Below are 22,925 nucleotides of genomic sequence, written 5' to 3'. Positions count from 1 at the left end.
GCCCACCCCGGATTGCGGGATGGGCCATTCTTTTCCGGGGTTGCCGGATCAGTTCACCGTCACCCAGCGCAGGATAAAGAAGTTATCCGGACGTTGTGTCAGATCGATGCTGGACTTGGCCCCCCAGACGAGCGGTTGAACGTACATGGGCACATAAGCGACCTCGTCCTGCAGGATCTTGGTGGTTTCATCCAACATGGCCTGACGTTTGGTATCGTCGATTTCCGACTGGATCATCGGCAACAGTTCATCCACCCGCGCGTTTGAAAAGCCGCCAAAGTTCCAGCTGCCCAGCTTCTTTTCTTCATTTGGGGTCGCGGCCAGGAAACGGATCGGGTGTTCGGCATCGAACGTGCCCGGGGACCAGCCCAGCAGGTACATGTCGTAATTGTCTTCGCGCAGTTCGGGCCAGTAGTTCTGGACCGGCATCGCGTCGAGGACGGCTGTGATCCCGACTTGCGCCAGCATGCCCGTGACGGCCTGACAGACCGCTTCGTCATTCAGGTAGCGATCATTCGGGCACTTGAGGCCGAAGGAGAAGCCATCTGGGTAACCGGCCTCCGCCAGCAGGGCCTTGGCCTGATCCGGGTTGTACTCCGGCCGGTCCGCCAGCGATGCGGAATAGCCGCGCATGGCCGGGCTGACCAGCTGGCTGGCGGGTTCGGCATTGCCACGCATGATTGTTTGCAGAATGGCGGGTACATTGACGGCATGGGCCACCGCCTGACGCACCCGTGCGTCTGCAAATGGGTTGGCATCGGTTGTTTCGCTGGAATATTTCAGCGCGTCGGCTTCGTGTGGGAAGCCCAGCATGATGATCCGCGCTTCGATCCCTTGGATCACCTTGACCGCGTCATTGGCGGCAAGGCGTTCGGCGTCCTGAATGGGCACCGGGTTGATCAGGTCCACATCACCGGACAGCAGCGCTGCAACGGCGGTGGCGGGGTTCTGGATCGGGGTCAGTTCGGCGCGGGTGATGTTGTGTTCGGCTGTGTCCCACCAGTCGGCATTGGGTTCCAGCACCGTGCGCAGGCCCGGCTCGCGCGCCGTCACTTTGAATGCGCCAGTGCCATTGGTGTTCAGCGTGGCGTAGTTGCCGCTTTCTTTGTCGGGCAGGGTGGTATTGTTCGCCTCGGCCCAGCCGCTGTCCATCATCATCCAGTTGGCGATGCTGTCGGGAAAGATCGGGTTGGGGGCGGTGGTCATGATATCGATAGTGTAGTCATCGACCTTGACGACCTCGGAAACAGGGGCGAACCAGCTGCGCGTGTCCGATGCCTCGTCGCTGGCGCGCTGGTAGGAAAAGATCACGTCATCCGCGTTGAATGCGGCCCCGTCGTGGAACGTGACGCCCTGCCGAAGTGTAAATCGCCACCCTTCACCTGCGCCAATCGGTTCCCACGATGTGGCGAGGGCAGGTTCGATCGTCATGTCCTTGCCACGGCGAACAAGGCCTTCGTACACGTTGTTGAGAAAGCCCAGCACGGCGGCCGAGTTCACGGCGTGCGGGTCCATGGTTTGCGGGTCGGTGGTTTCGGCCCACTTGAATTCTTCGGCGATGGCCGGTGCGGCCAGAACGGTGCTGGCGAGAAGGAAAGCGCGGATCATGTATCTTGGTCCTTGATGCGGTTTCAATGAAATCGGTGAAAAACAGGCAACACCCCGGCGCGCATTCGGGGGCAAAACGAAAAGGGGGCCGCGCAACCGCAGCCCCCAAATATGATCAGTTCATGGTGATGTATTTGACCTTGGGCTGGTCTTCGGGGTCAACTTCGATCCCGACACCTTCGCCCATGCCCCAGTTCAGGACCTGGTGGTGCAGCGGGATGTAAAGCTGCTCGTCCTGCACCACGCGCCAGATGTCGGCGATGTCGGCGTTGCGGGCTTCCAGATCGGTGTTTGAGGCCAGCGACTTGATCTTGGCATCGATCTCGTCGTTGTCGAACCCGGTGCCGTTCCAGGTGCCGATATCGCTTTCACGACCGTGGACAAGGAAGTTGAAGATGTATTCCGAGTCGTATGTCGGCACACCCCAGCCCAGCATGTAGAAATCGGTCTGCCCATCTGTGATCAGCGGGAAGTGCTGTGCCTTGGGCTTGGCATCCAGGTTCACGGTCACGCCGATCTGACCCAACATGCCCACGGCCGCCTGGCAGATCGCTTCATCGTTGATGTAGCGGTCGTTCGGGCAGTCCAGACGGATCGAGAACCCGCTGTCATAGCCTGCTTCGGCCAGCAGGGCCTTGGCCCCGTCGATGTCGGTCGAGGACTCGCCGTCCATCGCCTCGGTCCAGCCGTTGACGAAGGGCGGGGCGATCATGCCCGCAGGCTGCGATTGGCCGCGCATCACGACCTGACGGATCGCATCACGGTTCATCGCCATCGACATCGCCTTGCGCACGCGCACATCGGCCAGCGGGTTGGCGCCATCGACATTGTCCGCTTCGATGTCATCCGCGCCCTGGTTCATGCCAAAGAAGATCACGCGGTTCTGCGGGGCTTGCTTGACCACCAGGCCGTCAGCGGCATTCACGCGCTCAAGGTCCTGCACCGGCATGTCCTGCAGGAAGTTGATCTCACCCGACAGCATGGCCGCCACGCGCGTTGCGGCGTTCTGGATGGGGGTGTAGACGATCTCGGTCACTTCCATTGGGAACTGGTCGATGCCCCAGTAGTTGTCGTTGCGGGTCATGACGGTTTTCACGTCCGGCTCGCGGCTTTGCAGAACGTAAGGCCCGGTGCCATTGGCGTTGGTCGTGGCGTATGTGATCTCGCCCCCTTCAAAGTCCTGCACGTTCACGGTGTTGTTCGCCTCGGTCCAGTCCTTGTCCATGATGAACAGGTTGGTCAGGTTCGAGGGCAGGATCGGGTTCGGGCCATCCGTGACCATCTCGATGGTGTAGTCATCAACAGCGCGTACTTCGGTGATCGAGCCGATCAATTCCTTCATGTCGGAATTGGGCTGCATTGCACGCTCAAAACTGAACACAACGTCCTCGGCGTTGAAGGCCGCACCGTCATGGAATGTGACGCCTTCGCGCAGTTTGAAGACCCAGACATTGGGATCGTCGGCCTTCGGCGCCCATTCAGTGGCTAGTGCGGGTTCAAACGCGCCGGTCGTGTCGCGGATGATCAGCGGCTCGTACATCTGGTGGCGGATAGTGTGTGACGGCCCTTCGTTCTGTGAGTGCGGATCAAGGGTGAGCGCGTCACCCGCGCGGGCCCATTTCAGCGTTTCGGCGCTGACCAGTGCTGTGCTTGACAGCAGCAGCGCGGCGGATAGGAATGACGTGACTTTCATGGAAATCTCCCCATTTGCTTTTCTGCCTATGAGTGTTGGTTACTCCGGCGGGATTGGCAAGCAGGTAGAGGGGTGAGGGGCCTGGCAAATGTTGGGTGGCGTGTAAAACGTAGGACAGCATTGGCAGTTGCGTTATCCCCGTGTACGAAATCTAAGTTGGGGCGTACGGAGTAGGTCGGAGCTGCAGCTCAAAACGAACGCCATACTCCACGTTTGTTTCATGAGATTTCTGGCCTGTATGAGGTTGCCAAGCACCAGCCAAGCAAGCATCTTTGGAATTTACTGAGGCGAGTACGAAATGTGGGCAATTTTATCAACTTAGGTCAAATCCTGTGGGGTCCACGCCCCGATGGATGGCGATGTAGTTTGCTTTCACCGTTTGGAAAAGCGATTTCTCAAGAAGAATGGGAAGACGAAGGCTGGACAGACAATGACTTGAGCTTCGAGCAACAGCCTTTGTCCAGGCAGAACGCCATCAGGGAAGATTTTGAGAAGTACTTCAAAGAGTTTGGTGATTTTTTTCTCGTCATGGAGATGTGTGAACCGCATCCACCTTTGGACGACAACACTTACTTCGAACCACTTGTGGAACCGGTCTTTAGAAAAGAAGATCTGACTTGTTTCATCGAGGAATTTTTAACGGGAAAATCGCAGGCATTCGTATTCCATCTTGGTAGAGAATGCTTCGTCTCATTTGGTTTTGATATGAGTGTCTGGATTTGCCACAATACCAGATTGCCTGAAGTCGAAGGGCTTGAAATTTTGAAGTTGGTGGAAGTTTGAAAAACAACAAGTAGATTTCAGGTCGACGGGTCTTATGCAGTAAGCCGCCCTCGAGCCGCTCCAGCGCAAGCCCGTGGGGTGGTGTCGCACCGAAGCTTCGGTCGCGCTTTATGCTGGCCAAACACATTCTACAGAATTTCTGTTCGGTGCGGCATCCAAAACACCAGCCCGCCGGGACGGGCTTGTGTTGGACCGGCGCCTTCGGCTTGATTCCGGTCTGTTAAGTGATCCGAAAGAACGGCATCTCATCCCGCATAGGCGATACTAGGCCAGAAGTGCCCGTCGGTTGGATGCGCCAAACGGGCGGCACCTTACAGAAAGTACGTCTTGGGCCTGACCACCTATTCCGCGGCTTGGCTGAACGGCGGATGCAGGATAAAAGGTGCGTCCTTGCCGTCGGCCTGCTCCGCGGATGCCGCAGGCGCCCGTCGAACCCGGTGGATCAGGGCAAAGACCGGCGGGGTGAAATAGAAACTCACCACGGTGGACAGCAGCACACCCCCGGCCACCGACATCGCGAAGGGGGGCCAGAAGCCACCACCGGCCAGGATCAGGGGCAGGAAGCCGCCAAAGGTCGTGATGGTGGTCGAGACGATGTGGCGGCTGGATCCCATGACCACATCGACCATGGCGTCCTTGTCCCCTGAAGCGGCCAGGTCATCTTCTTGCAACCCTGTCAGGATGATGATCGCGGCATTGATCGACACACCGATCGATCCAATCACGCCGATGATCGCGTTGATCCCGAACGGGTACTGGAAAATCGCGAGCGCAAGCAGGCTTAGGCCCGCAGACAGACCCGATACCACGAGCACCACCGCCGTCAGACGGAAACTGTTGAAGGTCAGCGCGATGGCGGCAATGGACAGGGTCACGATCAGACCAAGGGAAGCCAGCAAATCGCTGAGCGTGTCAGCCCGTGCATCGCTGTCACCGCCCAGTTCAAGACGCATGCTGGCGGGCACCGCGAACCCGTTGGCCTCAAGTGCGGCCTGCACCTCAACCAGCGCTTCTTCGGGCAGTACATCGCGCAGGATAAACGCCTGCACCGTGTTGACCCGTTCGCCGTTGCGGCGGGTGATGCTGCTGGCGGCGGGTTCCAGGTCGATGGTCGACACGGCGGACAGGGGCAGGGCGGGCCAGCGGCCTTGGGCTGATAGCTGTGCCGCATCCGGGCGCAGGATCGGCAGATCACGGATGGCCTGAACCGAGCCGCGCGTGGCGTCGCCCAGACGGACACGGATGGGCAACTCTTCGTCCCCTTCGACCATGGAGCCACCCGTGACCCCCTCAAGCCCGGCTTGCAACTGCCCGGCAATCTGGCGCAGGTCGAGGCCAAGAACCTGAGCCTGCGCCTCGTTCACCGTGATGACGGCCTTTGGCGCACCGCCACCGATGGTGCCGCGGGTCACAAGCACGGAGTCGACGCCGGACATGATGCGCCGTACCTCGTCCCCTGTTTCGCGCAGCGCCTCGAGGTCCTTGCCAACAAGCCGGATCTCGACGGGGGCATTGACCGGCGGGCCCTGCACCAGACCACGAACAAGGATTTCGGCCTCGGGCGCGGTCAGGGCCAGATCGCCTTGCAGGTCGCGCAGGACAGCCTCGGTCGCCTCTGCCGATTGGGTGGTGAGCAGCGCGTGCGCATGGCCGGGCGCGTTTTCGCGCGCACCGACGATGTTGTAGTAGAAGGCAGGCGCCGAACGCCCGACCGTCCACATCACCTGTTCGATCCTGTCATCCCCGAGCAGCCGGTCATTCAGCCGCGCCACAACGTCCTGCGTGTCGGCAATGCCCGCGCCGGGGGCCAAATCCACCTCGATATAAAACTGGTCGCGGTCCACGCCGGGAAAGAATTGTGCCGTGAGTGTTGGCATGGACAGGAATCCAGTGACGGGCAGGATCAGCGCCAGCGCGATAGACCGGACAGGGTTTTTCACGGACCAGCGCAGCGACGCGGCAAAGACACGGCCCAATGCACCACTGTTCATGCCGCCGCGTGTCCCATCCGCGGGCAGCAGGTGACCTGCGATGGCCGGTGTCAGCGTGATCGCCACGACAAAGGACCAGCCCAGCATGATCACCACAGCGATGGCGATGGAGCCCACAAAATCACCTGCGGGACCGGGCAGCAGGATCAAGGGTGTAAAGGACAGGGCCGTGGTCACGGTTGATGCCAGCAAAGGCGCAAAGAGCCGTTTGACCGACTGTCCCGCCGCCTTGATGCGGCTCACGCCCTTTTCCAGCCGTTGGCCCACCTCATCCGTCATCACGATGCCCGCGTCAACCAGCAGGCCAAGGGCCACGATCAGGCCTGTGACACTCATCTGATGGATGGCAAGGCCGATGAAATTCATGGTGAACAGCGTGGCAAGGGTCACGACCGGCAGGATCAGCGCCACGATCATGGCGGATCGCAGACCAAGGGTCAGCAGCAGCACACCGACCACAAGGCCAACGCCGATGGCCATGTTCAGGCCGACCTCCTGCAGGCGGTCTGCGGTGTAGCCGGATTGGTCAAAGGTCAGGTCCAGCGAGACGCCCAAGGGGACGTTGGACCGGTATTCGGCGATCTCTTCACGGACAAAGGCCGCCCATTTGTCGACTTGCAACCCGCTTTCCAACTTTGCTCCCACAAGGATCGCGGGGTTGCCATTGTAGATCGCCAACTCGGCTTCTGGCAGGCGCGGGCCGCGCGTGATCTCGGCCACCTGTGACAGGTAGGTGACGGCCCCGGTGTCCGAGCGGCGCACCACGATCTCACCCAAACGGTCCAGCGCCTCGACCTCGCCCGCGACAGTGATCAGCAGGTCAGACCCCGCCGGGCGTACACGTCCGGCAGGGCCCTTGGCGTCGGCCTGGGCAATGGCGCGGGAGACGTCACTTGCCGTCAGGCCAAGCGCGGCGGTGGCCACCGGGTCTAAGGTGACCAGCACCTCATCCTCGGGCGCACCGAACAACTCGACAAGTTCGGTGCCGGGGATGTTGCGCAGATCCTGGGCCAGGTCGCGGGCATAGCGGCCCAGGATCGTGGTTGAAATGCCCGGCTCGGCCGAAAGGGCCGCGATGGCGGCAAAGGCGCTGCCGCCCTCGGTGTCGAATTCCGGCTCGAATGCATCGGCGGGCAGGCTGGGGGACAGCTCGGCCAGATCATCGCGGATCTCGGCCCAGACCTGTTCAATGCGGTTGTCCGGCACCATCACGCCCAACTCGACCGAGACGATGGAAATACCGGTCGAGGACGTGCTTTCGATCACGTCGACCTCGGACACCTCACGCAGAATGTCCTCAATGGGTTGGGTGACCAGCGCCTCGACCCGGGCGGGGTCTGCACCCGGCACCACAGTGGTGACAGTGCCAAAGAGGTTGGTGATGGTGGGGTCTTCCTGCCGTCCGATGGCCAGCAGCGAGGACAAGCCCGCCGCGATGATGACCAGAAGGGCAAGGGCAACAAGGCGGGGTTGGCGGAAGGTGAGGGTTTCCATCACTCCGCTCCGACCACGCGCACCCGGTCGCCCGAGACAAGGCGGTGGGTGCCATCGGGCACGATCATGGCGTCACCCTGTAGCGTGCCACGGACAAAGGCCGTGCCGTCTTCGACCTGCAGCACTTCGACGGCGGCGGCCTGGGCGGTGTAAAGGTCATCGTCACCCGGGCTCAGCACCATCACGGTCCAAAGCCCGCGTACCCCGTCCTGCAAGGCGCGCAGCGGAACGGAATATCCGTTCTGGTCAATCTGGCTGCGCAGTTTCAGTGTGCCGGAGGCAAGGTAGACCGGATCATCCGTCTCAATCTCGAACAGCGCTGTGCGGGTGCGGGTTTGCGCATCCAGGTCGGGCCGGAAGCCGACGAAACGCGCGTCGTAGTCCACACCGTCCAGCGTCACGACGGCTGCGGTGTCCCGCACGTTCTGTGCCAGTCTTGGATCAATCCCAACACGGAAGATCGGGGCGGTTTCTTCGCGAACATCAAGCACGGGCGCCCCCACAGCCATGATTGCGCCGGGGTCAACATTCCGCGCGCCCACGACACCGTCAAACGGGGCCAGCAATTCGGTCTGGCTCAGTTGCACCTCAACCTGCGTGATGGCTGCGTCCATTTCGGCGATCTGTGCCTGAAGCGCAGCAAGGTTCAGTGCCGTGTTGTCCACTGCCTGATCCGAGGCAAAGCCGCGATTGCGCAGCTCTTTCTGACGATCGGTCGTACGGCGGGACAGTTCCGCCTGCGCCTCAAGCGCTTCGCGCGAGGCAACAAGGCGGCTGCGTTCGGCCATCAGGATACGGGTGTCGAGCTTGGCAAGTATCTGGCCCGCCTCGACGCGGTCGCCTTCGTCCACGTCCAGGACGTTTAGGCGACCGCCCTGCTCGAAACTCAGGGCAACAGTCTGTGCCGCCTCGACCTGTCCGTGGAAGGCGCGGGTGACGGTCATGGTGTCAGCCGGTGTCACGCGGATTGCCGAAACGGTGCTGATCGGGGCGGGGGGTGGTGCATCCACGGCGGCGGCACGCGTGGCCAATGTGGCGCTGCCAATCCAGACCGCGCCCGCGGCGATGGCAATGACGGACGCGGTGCCGGTCAGCGTGACAATCCCGCGCACAGTGCGCTTCCAAAGGGGTGGTTTCGGTGTATCCTTGGCGCGATCTTTAGGCATGGTGCCACTCCTTGACAGGAAGTAAGGGGTGCTTACTTATGGTAACAGACATATGTAATAGCCACTTACTTTGGCAAGGGAGAGAGGCAAAAAAACTTGGAGCAGACCACGGATAAGGCCCCCCGGACGCAGTATCACCACGGTGATCTGCGCGCGCATCTTATTGAAACTGTGCGCATTTTGGTCGAGGAGAAGGGCGCTGACGGGTTTTCGATTTCCGAGGCCGCACGCCGCGCTGGCGTCAGTTCAGCCGCGCCCTACAAGCATTTCAACGACCGTGCTGAGATCGTGCGCGAGGTCGCCTTGGCGGGAATCGAGCGGATGCGCCAGCAGATGGATGACGCTGCAAAGGGGGCGTCAGGCGACGCTCTGGCACCCATAACTGCGCTGGGCCTCTGCTATGCAAATTTTGCCCGGGCTGAACCGGGTGTGTTCCGCTTGATGTTTGGCCTGACCAAAGGGCATGAACGCGATTCCGAGATGCGAGAGCGAGGCGACGGATGCCTTGCCATCGTCAAGCGCGAGGTGCGCGCAGCAATGCCTGACGACACCCCCGAGGCCGAGATCGAGCGCCGCAGCCTGATGCTGCACATGTTCGTGCACGGCCATGCCTTTCTGGAAATCGACGGCAAGCACGAGCTGGACCTGACGGACGAACAGGAAGCCATGATCGTGGCTGACATCTCGCGTCGGATCATCCGCGACTAGCGGAAAATCCGTGCAAAGAGCGGCGCGCCGAGGATCACCACAAACATACGCAAGACATGGTGCGCAATGACAAAGGCGACGTCGGCCCCGACGATCAGCGCCAGCACCGTTAACTCCGCCTGCCCGCCGGGGGCAAAGGCCAGCAGGGCCTCCATCCCCGGCGCAAGACCGGCGGCATAGACCCCTTCGACAAAGATGATCGTCAGCACGATCAGGATGCCGCAGAAGCCCAGCCCAGCCGTCAGGTCGCGCCGAATTTCCGTCATGGTGATGCCGGTGTATTTCACGCCCACGGTTGTCCCGATGAAGAATTGGGCAGCCCAGATCGCTTCGGCCGGGGGGCGGTGTTGCAAGAGGCCCGTCAGGGCCATGGCCGCCGCCACGATCAGCGGCCCGAGGATCGACGCGCCGAACATGCCAAGCGCCTTGGCCCCGCGCCACCCCACAAGTGCAGCCAGCACCATCAGCGCCAACTGCGTGGGTGCCAGCGTCGCCGCAGGCACACCCGGCGGGTTGCTCAGGTCCGCGTCCCAGACCCCCCGCAGGATAAAGGGCAGGGCGACAACAATCACCAGAACCCGTGTGGCGTGGATCAGCGACAGGGTCCGTGGGTTGCCACCCGCCTCTTCGCCAAACACCAGCATGTCCTGAATGCCGCCGGGCATCGCGCTGTAATAGCTGGTGACAAAATCGAACCCCCAAAGCCTGCGGAAATAGGGGACACCAATCGCCCCGATGACCAAGACCATCACCGGGATCAGCAGCAATGTGGGCCACATGCCCAGCATCGATGCCAGTACAACAGGGGTGATCGTTGCCCCGACGGCGACGCCCAATACGGTGCGCATGCCTTCGTTAATCAAGGGCGTGCCCGTCATGCGCACGCCCGCAAGGGCGCTTATCAGGCAGGCAAAGATTGGTCCCAACAGCCACGGCAGGGGCAGGGACAGCCCATGAAACAGCGCGACGCCCAGCCCTGCAATCGCAAAGGTCATGCCGATCCGGATCACCGGGCAAGCACCTTCAGCCGATACCGCAGCGAGGTTTGCAAATGCGCCTCGGCCGCTTCGCCTGCCGCTGCGCTGTCGCCGGCTGCGATGGCTGTGAGGATGTCGTCATGCTGTGCCGTGACCACCTCGATGCGCTGCTTGTCAGCCAGCGTCGTTGGTCCCATCAGCATCAGGGCATTGTTCAATGCGCGGGCTGCGTCCAGCAGGAACCGGTTGCGCGTGGCAAGGTAGATGCCCCGGTGAAAATCCTGGTTCAGCGCCGCGGCTTCCGCCGGGCTGCCCTTGGACATGGCGCTGTTCAGATCGCGCAGGGCGTCAATTTCGGCGGCAGCCGCGTGTTTGGCCGCCATCTCGGCAGCGGTGCGTTCCAGCACGATCCGCATCTCGTAAAGCTCGACCAGTTCGGCGTGGCTGAGTTGTCGGATGACCGCGCCCAGCCGTGGGCGATGTTCCACGATGCCATCCGCTTCCAGGCGCCGCAGCGCCTCGCGGACAGGGGTGCGGGACAGGTTCAGCCGGTCGGCCACATCGGTTTCGCGCAACCGGTCGCCCGGTGCAAACTCTCCCGTGCGGATCGCCGCCAGCAATTGGGCATAGGCCGTTTCGCCCTGTGACATATCTCGATCGGTCATCGCACGCCTCCAAAATGTATCCAGCTGGATACAATGTGGGGGCCTGCGATACCAGTGCCAATCAAAGCCGGGTCAATAATCCCGTTCGATGAAGATACCGATGCCGGTATTGGCATCTGCACCCAAGGTGCCACGTGCTGTGATGTTGGGCGTCAGGTCGATGTTCAGAGACACCTCCGGCCCGTCGGCCCCACCCACCGTGACGTCTGTATAGACGTTTTCCGAGAGGTATCTGCCCGCTCTGACAGCCGTGTTTCCATCTTCATCCGAGGTAACATCAAGATCATCCAACCCAAACGAGCCGCGCAGGCGCGACACGATCCCTTCGCCGCCTTGCCCTGCAAGGGCTGCCACGGCGCTGGCGAGCTGCAATGCCTGAAAGGCCGACAGCTGCGTGATGTCACGACCGAAAAAGATCTGGGCAAGGACCTGATCCTGTGGGGCGTCCGGGGTGGATTCGAATGTCACTTCCGGATCGTCTGCGGGCCCCTCAACAACGATGCGTGCAGAGCCCGTTGAGGTCGGTGTTTCAGCCACCAGGCGCAGCAGCGGCTCAAACCGGCCTTGCAGGGCAACGCGGCCCTCGGTCAGCTCGAACCGTTTGGTCAGAACGTCGATGCGCCCTCTGATCAAGTTGAACTGCCCGGTCGAGATCATGTCGGCCGTGGTGCCGCTCACCCGCAACTGCCCACCCATCTCTGCATCAATGCCGCGACCGCGGACAAAGATGCGGCTGGGGGCGTTGATCTGGATGTCGAGCGGATAGGCGGACCCGGTCGTGGTTTCGCTGCTTGTTTGCACCAGACCGGCCCGTTCGCGGGTGCGCATGACGGGGCGCGTGGCCCCGATATGGGTGATGTCAGGCACCGCTCCGAACGTGGAAATACCGCTCGACGGCACGCGCACGTCGGTTTCGCCCAGATTGATCTGGCCAGAAATCGCGGCACCTCCGGTCAGCGGCCCGCGCAGTGCGACCTGCCCATCAACAGTCGTGTTGTAAAGCCGCGGGTCGCGCAATGTCACCGCGTTCAGCGACACGTCCAACTGCGCCGGATAGCTACCGCTCAACGTGATGGGGCCGGAAATGCCAATGCTGCCCCCTTCGGAAATGGCGCCGGTGAAATCCAGCACCGCCTGTCCGCCAGACAGGCGCGCCGCGCCGGACAAGTCCGAAACGGACACGGGCAGGCTGGGTGTGGCAAGCTGCGCGCCTTGGGTCGTGATCTGGCCGGAAACGGACCCAAGGGCAGGGGGGCCATTCACGGCGAGGTCAAAATCAGCGGTCCCGATGATTGTGCGTGGGGCGATGAAGGCGTTGGCAAGGCCCAACTGCACCTGACCGCGTGCGCCGAGGTTCAGCGTCCCATCCCCCAGCACCCGTCCCGATGCCGTTGCCGTTGCACCGGATGGCCCTGCAATGCGGGCAATGATGTCATAGTCCGCGCCGTCCTGTTGGGCCGTGCCGTTCACCGTCATGCTGCCCGCCAGCCCGGGCACAAGCGGGCCCACGTTCGGCAGGGTCAGCGCATAACCCGCGCCCAGTACACCGTCCCGTAGGCTGGCACTTACGCGGCCCGAACTGCTGTAGGGGCCAGCGACATCTGTGACGACTTCCCACCCGTCAGGGGTTTGCGACACCGTGCCGTCCAGCGCCAAAGGCCCGTTCACGCCCGGTGCCACGGCTGCAACATTGGGCAGGCGCAGGTCGAAATTCGAGGTCAAGATGTCCGCATATGTGCCCGAGATTGTCCCCGCGCTTTCATAAGGCCCGGTCACGTCCGCGTCGAATGCCCACCCCTCTGTGCTCTGAGCCACATCACCGGTCAGCGTCGCACCACCCGGCACACCGGGGGCAAAGGCGTCGATCGTGGGCACATTCACGTCATAGCGGGCGGTCACGTTCGTTCCGTCAAACTGCCCCGTCACGTCGGCCCGAGTCTGCGCGGGACCATCGATATTGCTGTCGAACTGCCATATGCCGTCGGCCTGCCGGGCCGTCGCCGTCAGTTCTGCACCACCCCCGATCTGTGGAACGAGGGGCGACAGGTCTCCAACCGCCGCCTCAAGTGCAATTTCGGTGCCATTAGGCGCAACGCGGGCCGTACCGGTTGCCGTGCTGTCCAAGGGCCCGGTCAGGTCTGTCGAGATATCCCAAACCTCGCCCGTCTGGGTCGCCGTTCCATCCATGGTCAGCGGACCATCCACCGCCTCGGTCACTTGTCCCACATCCGCCAAGGTCGCGTTGAACCGCGCGACCGATCCGCCGGTGCGCAGGTCTGCCGATGCTGTCAGGTCAAGGGCAGGGTTCTCCAATGTCAGCCGGTCGACGAATGTGCCGCTGGTGTCACGACGAGCAGCAAGGATCAGGTCCGTCTGCCCAGCCAGCAACGTATCTGCCTGTGGCACGCCAATCGCCAACTCCCGCGTCTGCCCCCGCACCTCAATATCGAAAAAGCCACCCAGGGCCGCCGTCCCGGACAGCGCCAGATCCCCGGCCCCCGACAGGTCCAGCCCGGCCAGGTCCGCAAAGGCGGACAGGTCCTGTGTCACAAGGGCCGTATCGAACGTGGTCTCGAACCCCTCATCAAACCCGCTCACCTGCGCCTGACCCTTCAGCGCCCAGGCTGCACTGGCAAGCGTTAGATCGGTCACATCCAGCGGAGCATCATCGGCATAGGCAATGTCAAATCCGCCGGACAGGGCAGAGCCTACGGCTCGCGCCAGCCCCGGATCGCTCAACGCCACACCGGTTGCGTCGACGTTCAACCGCCCCGTCAGCGCGCCAATCGTGCCCACTGCACCGCTCAGCGTACCGTCAAAATTCAGTGCAACCTGATCCACAGTGGCATCCGGCTGTTCAACACCTATTGCATCGATACGCGCGACCAGCGCATCGCTCTGCTCTGCATCGAAATCGACGGCAATCGACGCACCGGCAAGGCGCGTGTCACCCGGCAGGCGCAATGGTGCCCCATCCGGGTCGGCAAGGGTGCCCTCGATGTCCAGCAAGGTTGGCCACGCATCGCTGTTCAACTCGGCGCGTCCCGCCAGCTGCAGCGCACGGGTGTCCAAGGCAAAGGCGTCCAAAGACAAAGCGCCATCCGCATCACTGCTGCCGCGCGCGGTCAGCGCGACATCTGTCCCGAAGAAGGCGCGGTATTCCTGCAGGAACAGGGCGGACACATCCCCGTCCAGCGCAGCATCAAAGGCCATTGGCCCGTCCGCTTCGCTTTGCAACTCAAGGGTCCCGGTCAAGCGTTGCGTGTCATCGGTGCGCAAATCCAGCGTCGCGCCAAAATCGCTCAACACACCCGCACCCGCTACGGTCAGATCAACGCTGGGGCGATCCGGGATGTTCAACAGGCCCGAGATCAGGCCACCCGCGCCCTCGCGCAATTGCAGATCAAGGGACAGGTCGCGGGTGTCATTGGCATAGGCCGCCGCGACATCGAACACCCCGAGGTCCACATCGGTGCGGGTCGCAGTGATACGCGTGTTGCCTGCGCCATCGGCCAACGTTGCCGAACCGGCAATGGACAGCACGGCCGCTTCTCCCAGCACCGGCGCGCCCAACACAACCTCGGCCAGATCAAGCTGTGCAATGCTGATCGATGCGGGCAGGTCGGGCAGGGCAAAGGGGGTCGCCTCGGGCGCGGGCAGGTCGCCGCCCGGGGCGGCAACGGGCAGGCGCGGCAATTCAATGCGCCCCGCGCGCAACTCCTGAATGTCGATGGCCGCACGGAACAGGGCGCCGCGGTTCCACTGCATCGCCACGTCTTCCAGCGTCAGCCAGATGCCCTCATTGTCGGCAATCGTGATGCGCTCGATCGTGGCTCGACTGCTCAGCGCCCCGGCAAAGCCGTCGATACGCACAACACGCCCTTCGCCGCCCAAGCTGCTCTCCAGCAGACCCACCAGAAAACCGCGGTCCTCATTGTCGTCTTGTGCAAGCGCCGCTGCAGGCCAGATCAGGATCAAGAAAATCGCCACATACCGCATCAGAAGGCCTGCCCAATACCGATGTACAGTTCCACCCCGGAACTGTCGCCCGGACCTGAACCGGGGACAGCCACATCCAGCCGAATGGGTCCGATCCCGGTGTCATAACGGATGCCAGCGCCAAACCCGGTGTGCCATTCGCCTGACCCGTCGATAAAGCTCTCCGGCCCGACATAGCCCGCGTCATAGAACCCCACGACTGAAAACTTGTCGCCCGTCTTGACGCGCAATTCGCCAGATATCCCTGCAAAGGACCGGCCACCAATGGTCACGCCCGGGCTCAGGTCCACGCCAAGGGATTGGTAGTCCTGTCCGCGTACGGTGCCGCTGCCGCCGGAAAAGAACAGGAAGTCGGCAGGCGCTTCTTCGATTGATGGACCGGCCACTGATCCCAACAGCCCCCGCACGGCAAAAACGACCCGGTCACCCAGCTTGCGATAGGCGCGCACGTCGATGGTGGACAGCACGCCCTCGCTGGTGCCTTCGATGTTCACGAAAGGCTGCACCGAGGCTTCTGCATAATAGCCGCGCGTCGGGTTCAGGGGATCGTCACGCCGATCGAACTTGGCGGTGAAGGGCAAGGTGAGGATCGTATAGTCGCGCTCGCCCAGGTCATCGCGTGTTTCGGCCCTTCGCAGACCTAGGCCATAGCTGTATTCGCGGTCCTCGCTGGCAAAATAGACGGTGCTGAACTCGAGCCGCCCGGTGCGGGAAAACAGGTTTGGATCATCGCGCTGCTCAAACTCGGCCAGCAAAACGGCCTCCAGATCGGTGCGCCACGTGGCGGGGCGGGACAGTTGCGCGCCCAAACGGAAATCAATGCCGTCGGTGTCGCCGCCCACACCACTGATTTCACCGTCGATCTGCAGGCGTTCAGCCCCGCCAAAGATGTTGCGATGCAACCAAAGCGCACTGACACTGACGCCATCGGTGGTGCCATACTCCGCGCCAAAGCTGTAGCGGCGCGGCAACCGGTCGGTGATCTGGGCGGTGACATCCAGCGTGCCGTCCGGGTTGGCCGTCTCCGCTTCGGTCAGGGTGGCCGAGGCAAAGGTGCCCGTGCGCCGCAGCCGGGTTTCGACCTTGTCGAGCGTGTCGGGATCAAATACCTCGCCGCTGGGCCAACCCGCAATCTCGCGAATGCGCTTTTCACGCACGGCGCTGTCGCCCTCCAGGTCCAGTCGCCCCAGACGCAGGCGCGGGCCGGGGTTCAGCCGGACATCTGCGTTCAGCTGCCCTGCCGGGTGGTTGGCCGTGATCTGCTGGCCGCCGACGCTTGCCTTGGCGTGCCCCTCCTGCCGCCATCCTTCGATGCCTGCACTGGTCGCGTCCCGCAGGGCGGATACGCGCGCGGTCTCTCCGCTTTGCACTTGCGGGGACGGGGTGGCACCGGGGGCCAGAGGGCGCACGGTGACGGTGCCAAAGCTGAACACCTTGCCTGGCTCCACGGTCACGATCACGGTGCCAACACTTTGCGGAGCCGAGATGGGCGACAGGCCCGCCGCCTCTTGCCCGTCCACGGTGATCGAAATGACGGGACCGAAATACCCTCGGTCATAGAGAAGGGCGATCAGGCGGGCATAGTCGGCCTGTGCGGCACTGATCACGTCGATGGAACGGACTGCGCCCTCTTCCTCCAGCAGTCCGGCGGTCAGAGACGCTGCGCGCAACTCCTCGGTCAGCGCCTCAGGCGCACGTACAACCACGTCCAAAGCCCAGGAAGGGGCCGATAGGCCAAGGCTTACACCGCAGACCGCCAAAAACCGGCAGGTATTCCGATACATCGCAGTACTCCGCCGCGCGCAGCGCGCGGCCTTACACTACGTGCATGCCAAATCTGGGACAAAGGTTCCAGCGCCTTGATGGCGCGGGTGGTCAAGTTTTGACGTAACCGGCAACAACTTGCAGCAAACGGAAGGCAGTGGCGGCGTCGTTTTCGACTACGGCCATGAATTCTTCCTCGCCGATGCGCAGGCAGGTCAGCTCACTCTTGGCGCGCATATCCAGCGCACGGGGTTCGCTGCGGATCAATCCCAACTCGCCCACAAGTGCGCCAGCACCCACGGTGGCGATCAATGTGTCATCGGCCCCCTCTTGCGGCAGCAGCAGATCGGCCTCGCCGTCGATGACCATATACGCACCGTCGGTGGGGTCGTCATTCTTGTGGAACACGTATTCGCCGGGATGCGCCGTGTACCACCGCGCCCCGAAGGCCAGCAGGCGCAACTGCTTGCGCTTGAGGCTCGAAAACATCGGGGCCTGACGTAACGCATCGACCTTGCGTGCAAGGTCTGCACTGGCATCGGTGCCGGCTTCGACTCGCTCACCTTCCGTGCCGTGCAACCGGCCTTGCACGATCTCGACATGCGCGTCTAACGCGTCTTCTTCCTCGAATGACGTGCCCAGAAAGATCAGCGCCGCGTCGGGCAAGAGGGTACGCAGGTTGCGGAACAGCGCGGCGCGCGTTTCCTCTCCATAGCTGGCCATTGGCTCATCCAGGATCAGGATATCGGGCCGCTTGATCGTGGCGCGGCTGATCGACAACGGCTCGGCAAAGAGGGCAGGCAGGTTGGCACCACCCAGGGCAATCGGCACGTCAAAGACCAGTTCCAGCACCAGCTGGTTCACACCCGCCTCGGTCAGCGCCTCGACCACAATGCGGCGCAAGTCATCGGCCCGTGCACCGGCACTGTCGGACACCTTGCCATAAAGCGCATTTTCCAGAACCGACAACCCGTGCACATGGGCATCGGGCTGGATCGGGACAAAGATTTCATGCATCTGCTTGCGCAAGGTCGCGCCATGTTCGGTCCGCATGTTCAGGACCCGTGCGCGCACATCGTCGGGAAAGGCCGCGGCAACCTGTTCGGCCGTGATGTTGGTGGGGATACTCAACAGCAGCGCCAATTCCTTGTCCGTGATATCGGACCCGGCGGGCTTGCGATCAACCAGTTCAAGGGCGGCCTCATAGATATCGACCTCTAGGCCCAGCTTGCGGAACAGCGGGTGGTCCGTGCCGTTGGGACCAAACGTCTGGCGCAGGATCTCAAGGATATTACGGGCCATCATTTCAAGGTTCGAGGCCAGCGACAGATCATGCAGCAACTGCAGGAATTCAACCTCTGCCTCGATCATCTCGGGGCCGATGACCTCACGCGGGGTGGCAAACAGCACGTTCTCGGCAACGGGCAGGGCCGGGTTGTACGCGTCGGGATCGAAGGCGTGAACATAGCGATCAAGCCCCGCCTCGGCCACGGCGGCAGCCACTTTGGGGCGCAGGTCGATTAGGGCCTGCGCAAGTTGCGGGTGTGCCTTTTCGTCAAAGGTCTGATCCATCGTCCGGCGGGTCAGCGCATCTCCTGACCCGCTGCTGTCAATGACGGTGTACCACCACGCCCGCAGCGCGTCCTTGTCCGGAACGCCTGCAATAGTGGGGTCCAGCCATTGGCCATCCACCATGTCCGGCGTGTTGCCCGCCCGGACAGCCTCGCGCTTGAATTCGGTCTCTTCGGCTGCGGTTGTGGGGCAAAGGCGCATCGGCATCATCACGTTCTGGCCATAGCTGCCCTGGAACATGATGGGGCGCGAATTGGCATGGCCGACGCGTTTGGCAATCACGGTCTGATGCAGCGACCGAATGTCATGGCCGGACACTGTCACCGTCCCACTGGTTGGCAGCGTTTCACGCGTCAGCACCTCGGCCAAGGCGCGCCGATCCTCATCATTGGGGGCGGTGATGGCAAGGCTGCTGCCTGCTGGGACAGCCAGTGAGATGTCTTCCAGCACCGCATTGCCGTCGCCATCGCTGACGGTGACCTGATCCAGAACGATGTCCCCAGTCAGCCGGGGTGTTTCGGGCGCGGGGCCATAGAACAGATTGTCGTCGATCATGCCCGCAGGCGCAAAGCGTTCGGTGATCGTCTCCCACCGCAGGGACATGTCGGCAACCTGGTTGTAATAGGCCAGCAGCTCTTTCCAAGGGCTGGACAGGTCCTTGTAGGCAGCAAGGGCCGCCACCAGCGCGCCGATGGTCACGTCGCCCTGGATCACCAGATAGCCACCAATGGAAAAGAAGAAGAACGGGGTCAGCTGTGTGATGAAGTTGTTGAGGAACTTCATAAAGAATTTCTTCTGGTAGATCTCGAACCGGATAGCAAAAAGATTGCCCAGCCGGTTCCCGATCATCGCCATGCGAAAACGCCAGCCGCCATTGACGCGCAACGTGCCTGCGCCTGCTGCACCTTCACCGATCTCGGCGGCCAGTGCGCGCACTTGAATGACCCGTTTCTTGTTCAAAAGGTTGATCTGGCGCTGCAGCTTGGGGATCAGCCAGGCCTGCAGCGGAATCAATGCAATGGCGGCAAAGCCGAACGCGATGGACTGGAAGAACAGAAAACCAAGGATTGTCAGCATCTGCCCGGCCTGCAGCACCGGCTGCGCAATGGCGTCGCCCATCAACCCGCCCATGGGTTCGCTTTCGGCCGTGACCATGCTGACCAACTCGCCCTGGCTGGTGCGCTCGAAATACGGCTGCGGGAAGCGCAGGATGCGGGCGATCAGCGTATAGCGCAGGCGCCGCAAAAGCCGTTCGGCCAGCACACCTTTCATCGTGTTGATGCGCATCTTCAGCAGGCCATGACATAGGACGGCCACCAGAAAGCCGCCGCACAACATCATCAGATAGGTGATCTGATCGAACTCGTAGCCATAGGCCGAAATGGTCGGAGAACCCGAGCCGATCGCATCGTTGATGATCTGCTTTGGCAGCTCCAGCGTCAGGTACAGAAGCGGAAACAGTGTCAGTGTCACCACCAGCAGGATCAACTGATCGCGTTTCGAGTACTTCCAGATAAATCCAAAGAGGGAGCGTTCTATGATGCCTGTCCACGTCCTGAAGGGGCGGGAATTGCGCCCGCCGTCAGCCTAACAACGGGGATCACGGGAAATCAATGGCACGTCAGCATACGGTACGGCATGGATTGCGACAAAACACATGGCGGCCTAGGGTAAAGGCAGAGAAAACGCGAAAGGCACCCTTTGACCGACCCTGTTATCTTTGCTTTGGTTCTGTTGTTCTTGCTGCAGGCAAAGCACCTGTTTGCCGACTTCTACATGCAAACGCCAAGGATGCTGGCAAACCGCGGGCGCTACCTGCATGTGGGGCGGCTGCAACATGCCGGGTTGCATGGGGTGGGGTCTCTGGTGGCGATGGTGCTGGTCGGCGTGCCCGTGGCCATGGCGCTGATCGTGGCGCTGGTCGAATGGGTCGTGCATTTCCACATCGACTGGGGCAAGGGGCGCTGGTCCGAACATACGGGCCACGGACCCGACCAAGGCGGGTTCTGGCGCGCCTTCGGGCTGGATCAAGCGTTGCACCAGTGGACCTACCTGGTCATGGTCTGGGCCGTGCTGCCTTAAATATCGACAATGCGGGACAGATCCGACCGTCATTTTGTACAGTTAAGGTTGGGATCGCAGGACAAAGTGGCCGTTGCCGTTCAACTCACCCCAACCCGCAGAAAACCCCATCTGGATCATGCAATTCACGCCCAAAGTGTAATGCAATCCTTGCCCTTGCGCTCATTCCCGCACCTGGAGCGTCTTCTCGATCTTCTCCAGCCGGGCAATCATCTCTTCGCGGTACCGGTCCGTCGCTGCAATTTCTTCCTCGGAATAAGCGGTCTGCATCGAGTTTACGATCAGACCTACCAGCAGGTTCACCACTGCGAAGGACGTCACGAGAATGAACGGCACGAAGAACATCCATGCATATGGGTAGACCTCCATCACGGGGCGGACAATGCCCATGGACCAGCTTTCCAGGGTCATGATTTGGAATAGGGTGTATCCAGACCGCCCAAGATCACCGAACCATTCGGGGAATGCGTCTCCAAAAAGCGTCGTCGCCATGACAGAGCCGATGTAGAACATCATCGCCATCAGCACGAACACCGAGGCCATACCGGGCAGAGCGCTGAACAAGCCCTCGACCACACGACGTAAGCTGGGGGCCACGGACAGCACTCGAAAGAGCCGCAGAATGCGGAGCGCTCGCAGCACCGATAGCCCACTCGATCCCGGGATCAGCGAGGTTCCGATGATGATGAAGTCGAAGATGTTCCAGCTCTTCCGAAAAAAGTCGCGGCCTCTGGCAAACAGCTTCGCCGTGATTTCAACCACAAAAATCGAGAGACAAAGAGTGTCGAGCTTGGGGAACAGTGGCCCCGCCACTGTCACCACCGGTGCAATGGTCTGCAGGCCAGCAACCACCGCGTTGAACAGGATCACCCCGAGGATGAAGTTGTCAATCAGGGTGCTGTCAAGGATCGCTTGGGTACGTGCGCGTATGGACGCGATGGTGCCGGTTTGGTTCCAGTCAGCTTTTGCAACAATGAATCCGAATTTGCTTCTGATATCGTGTTTCATTTTTTATGCCTTTGTGGACCCGTAAATCTGGCCACGACTAGATGTGCATTACCGAGCACACTTGATCGCTGTCTGATCAATAGGTGCCTGTGTTCAGCGATTGGGTTCAAATATCCGGGAAAGTTTCACGGATTAGGCCTTGCGAGGCGCGTATGCCGAGCGGTTCCCCCGTTCGGACAAATTGGGTCTTGCAAGAATGCAGAAATCCAACATGCACGTTTATTGGACGAGGTCAGAAATCAGCGGCAGGCAACAGGTTCATGCGCAAACAAAAGGGGCAAACCCGCGCTGTGGCCCTTTGGGCCGTGAGCGACGACACAATCGATAGGCTATTTATGGATGCTGCGCCGCATCCGAAGCCCGCTTAGAGCCCAACCCCGCCATTGAGGCCAATCACCGGTATCCGACTTTCTGTTGATGCGCCGCGCCCATTGCCGCATAGAGGCGGGGCGCAGGGTGCTTGTCGGGCCACGCGCCCAGAGGGCAGGCAACAAAAGCGCCACGAAGAATCCTCGTGAAGATCCCCCGGCAGACAGCACATGCGACGGGGACCCATGTCACTTCAACCTCCGAACGGACGGGCCGTACCAGCGGCCACGGACCCGGCTGGCCTGCGCGTCATAAAGCGCGCCGTGTTGTTTCTGCTGGGTCCCTTCTACTTCCTCTATATCGCCTTTGTGCCCCTGCTTTGTGGCAAACGGCAGGGTTTTCGCGGCTGGTACTGGCCACTGGTCAAACGTGCCTGTTCGCGGCTTTTGTGGCTGCTGAGTATTCGGACAGAGATGACAGAGGCCGACAGGGCCGCGCTGACTGCCGACACAGGCAGCATCATTGTGATCAACCACCGCAGCCACCTCGATGGTTTCGCTCTGATGGACGTGATGCCCGACGCCAAGTGGATCACCTTCGCCGCCAAGAAGGAGCTGTGCGACGCGGCCCTCCTGCGCCGCGGGTTCAAGGGCGCGGGACTGGTGGAGATTGACCGCAGTAGCGGTACGGTTGCGCTTGAGACGCTCACCGCTGCCGTCCACGCCATGCCCGCGCGCCGCTCTGTCGTGCTTTTCCCCGAGGGCACGCGCACCGGGTCCGAAAGTCTTGGCGCGTTCAAGGCAGGTGCGGTCCTTGTCGCCCGCGCCACCGGCAGGACAATACGGCCCATCGTCATTCATGCCTCCGACCGCCTGTTGCCGCGCGGCAAACACCTGCCCAGAAGCGGAACGATCCGCATCGAGGTACTGCCGTCATTCGAATGCGATCTGTCCGCATCAGTTGACGACGATGTTGCGCGCCTGAGAGGCGCCATGATGGCCGTTTTCGATGATGCGGCGGATCGGTAGTTCTCCAAGACACATATTGCGCCACGCGAGGAGATGGGCTGGAGCGATACCCCTCATTGCCTGCTTGGTCTGCACGGC

14 protein-coding genes are annotated in these 22,925 nt (G+C 61.7%); 4 read left to right on the top strand and 10 right to left on the bottom strand.

From position 1 onward, the window contains the following. Positions 1–48 precede the first annotated feature (48 nt). Both AC53L6_RS18140 and AC53L6_RS18135 read right to left on the bottom strand, forming a co-directional pair. Positions 49–1,608 carry an ABC transporter substrate-binding protein gene (locus tag AC53L6_RS18140; protein WP_496908857.1) on the bottom strand — a complete coding sequence of 520 codons (1,560 nt, stop codon included), beginning with the start codon at positions 1,606–1,608 and terminating at the stop codon, positions 49–51. A 115-nt stretch (positions 1,609–1,723) separates the two neighbouring features. Further along, positions 1,724–3,301, bottom strand: coding sequence for an ABC transporter substrate-binding protein (locus AC53L6_RS18135; RefSeq protein WP_299545996.1), 1,578 nt, complete (start codon positions 3,299–3,301; stop codon positions 1,724–1,726). A gap of 300 nt (positions 3,302–3,601) precedes the next feature. Between AC53L6_RS18135 and AC53L6_RS18130 the strand changes: the two genes are divergently transcribed. Beyond that, positions 3,602–4,084: a hypothetical protein gene (locus AC53L6_RS18130; RefSeq protein ID WP_496908856.1), complete on the top strand. Its 483-nt coding sequence runs from the start codon at positions 3,602–3,604 to the stop codon at positions 4,082–4,084. A 341-nt stretch (positions 4,085–4,425) separates the two neighbouring features. On the opposite strand, the gene AC53L6_RS18125 is transcribed toward AC53L6_RS18130, so the two are convergent. Continuing rightward, on the bottom strand, positions 4,426–7,569 hold the full coding sequence (locus AC53L6_RS18125) for an efflux RND transporter permease subunit (protein WP_496908855.1): 3,144 nt from the start codon (positions 7,567–7,569) through the stop codon (positions 4,426–4,428). Beyond that, the gene (locus tag AC53L6_RS18120; RefSeq protein ID WP_496908854.1) at positions 7,569–8,735 is read right to left on the bottom strand and encodes an efflux RND transporter periplasmic adaptor subunit; all 1,167 of its coding nucleotides are present in this window, start codon (positions 8,733–8,735) and stop codon (positions 7,569–7,571) included. The genes AC53L6_RS18125 and AC53L6_RS18120 overlap by 1 nt, the downstream gene beginning before the upstream one ends. Before the next feature lie 96 nt (positions 8,736–8,831). Between AC53L6_RS18120 and AC53L6_RS18115 the strand changes: the two genes are divergently transcribed. Beyond that, positions 8,832–9,443, top strand: coding sequence for a TetR/AcrR family transcriptional regulator (locus tag AC53L6_RS18115; protein ID WP_299555054.1), 612 nt, complete (start codon positions 8,832–8,834; stop codon positions 9,441–9,443). Here the strand turns inward: AC53L6_RS18115 and AC53L6_RS18110 are convergent. The 5 genes from AC53L6_RS18110 to AC53L6_RS18090 form a co-directional block, all read right to left on the bottom strand. Continuing rightward, positions 9,440–10,438, bottom strand: coding sequence for an AbrB family transcriptional regulator (locus tag AC53L6_RS18110; protein WP_496909084.1), 999 nt, complete (start codon positions 10,436–10,438; stop codon positions 9,440–9,442). The two genes, AC53L6_RS18115 and AC53L6_RS18110, sit on opposite strands and share 4 nt — an antisense overlap. Positions 10,439–10,449: 11 nt before the next feature. Beyond that, positions 10,450–11,085 (bottom strand): GntR family transcriptional regulator, encoded by a 636-nt coding sequence (locus AC53L6_RS18105; RefSeq protein ID WP_299772964.1) that lies wholly within the window; start codon positions 11,083–11,085, stop codon positions 10,450–10,452. A gap of 72 nt (positions 11,086–11,157) precedes the next feature. Next, the gene (locus tag AC53L6_RS18100) at positions 11,158–15,084 is read right to left on the bottom strand and encodes a translocation/assembly module TamB domain-containing protein (RefSeq protein WP_496908853.1); all 3,927 of its coding nucleotides are present in this window, start codon (positions 15,082–15,084) and stop codon (positions 11,158–11,160) included. Next, entirely contained in the window at positions 15,084–16,868 is a 1,785-nt protein-coding gene (locus AC53L6_RS18095) for an autotransporter assembly complex protein TamA (RefSeq protein ID WP_496908852.1), read from the bottom strand. The genes AC53L6_RS18100 and AC53L6_RS18095 overlap by 1 nt, the downstream gene beginning before the upstream one ends. Positions 16,869–16,959: 91 nt before the next feature. Further along, a complete protein-coding gene (locus AC53L6_RS18090) occupies positions 16,960–19,899 on the bottom strand; it encodes an ABC transporter transmembrane domain-containing protein (RefSeq protein ID WP_496909083.1) in 2,940 nt (979 codons plus the stop codon). 222 nt (positions 19,900–20,121) lie between these two features. On the opposite strand from AC53L6_RS18090, the gene AC53L6_RS18085 reads away from it, so the two are divergent. Then, entirely contained in the window at positions 20,122–20,502 is a 381-nt protein-coding gene (locus tag AC53L6_RS18085) for a DUF3307 domain-containing protein (protein WP_496908851.1), read from the top strand. 162 nt (positions 20,503–20,664) lie between these two features. Here the strand turns inward: AC53L6_RS18085 and AC53L6_RS18080 are convergent, their stop codons facing one another. Further along, positions 20,665–21,510 (bottom strand): ion transporter, encoded by an 846-nt coding sequence (locus AC53L6_RS18080; RefSeq protein ID WP_496908850.1) that lies wholly within the window; start codon positions 21,508–21,510, stop codon positions 20,665–20,667. 554 nt (positions 21,511–22,064) lie between these two features. On the opposite strand from AC53L6_RS18080, the gene AC53L6_RS18075 reads away from it, so the two are divergent. Continuing rightward, on the top strand, positions 22,065–22,847 hold the full coding sequence (locus AC53L6_RS18075) for a lysophospholipid acyltransferase family protein (protein WP_496908849.1): 783 nt from the start codon (positions 22,065–22,067) through the stop codon (positions 22,845–22,847). Positions 22,848–22,925 lie beyond the last annotated feature (78 nt).

Source organism: Tateyamaria sp. LSS28, assembly GCF_059611725.1.
Note: the sequence above shows the minus strand (reverse complement) of the source record. Positions and strands in the feature narration are given on the sequence as shown.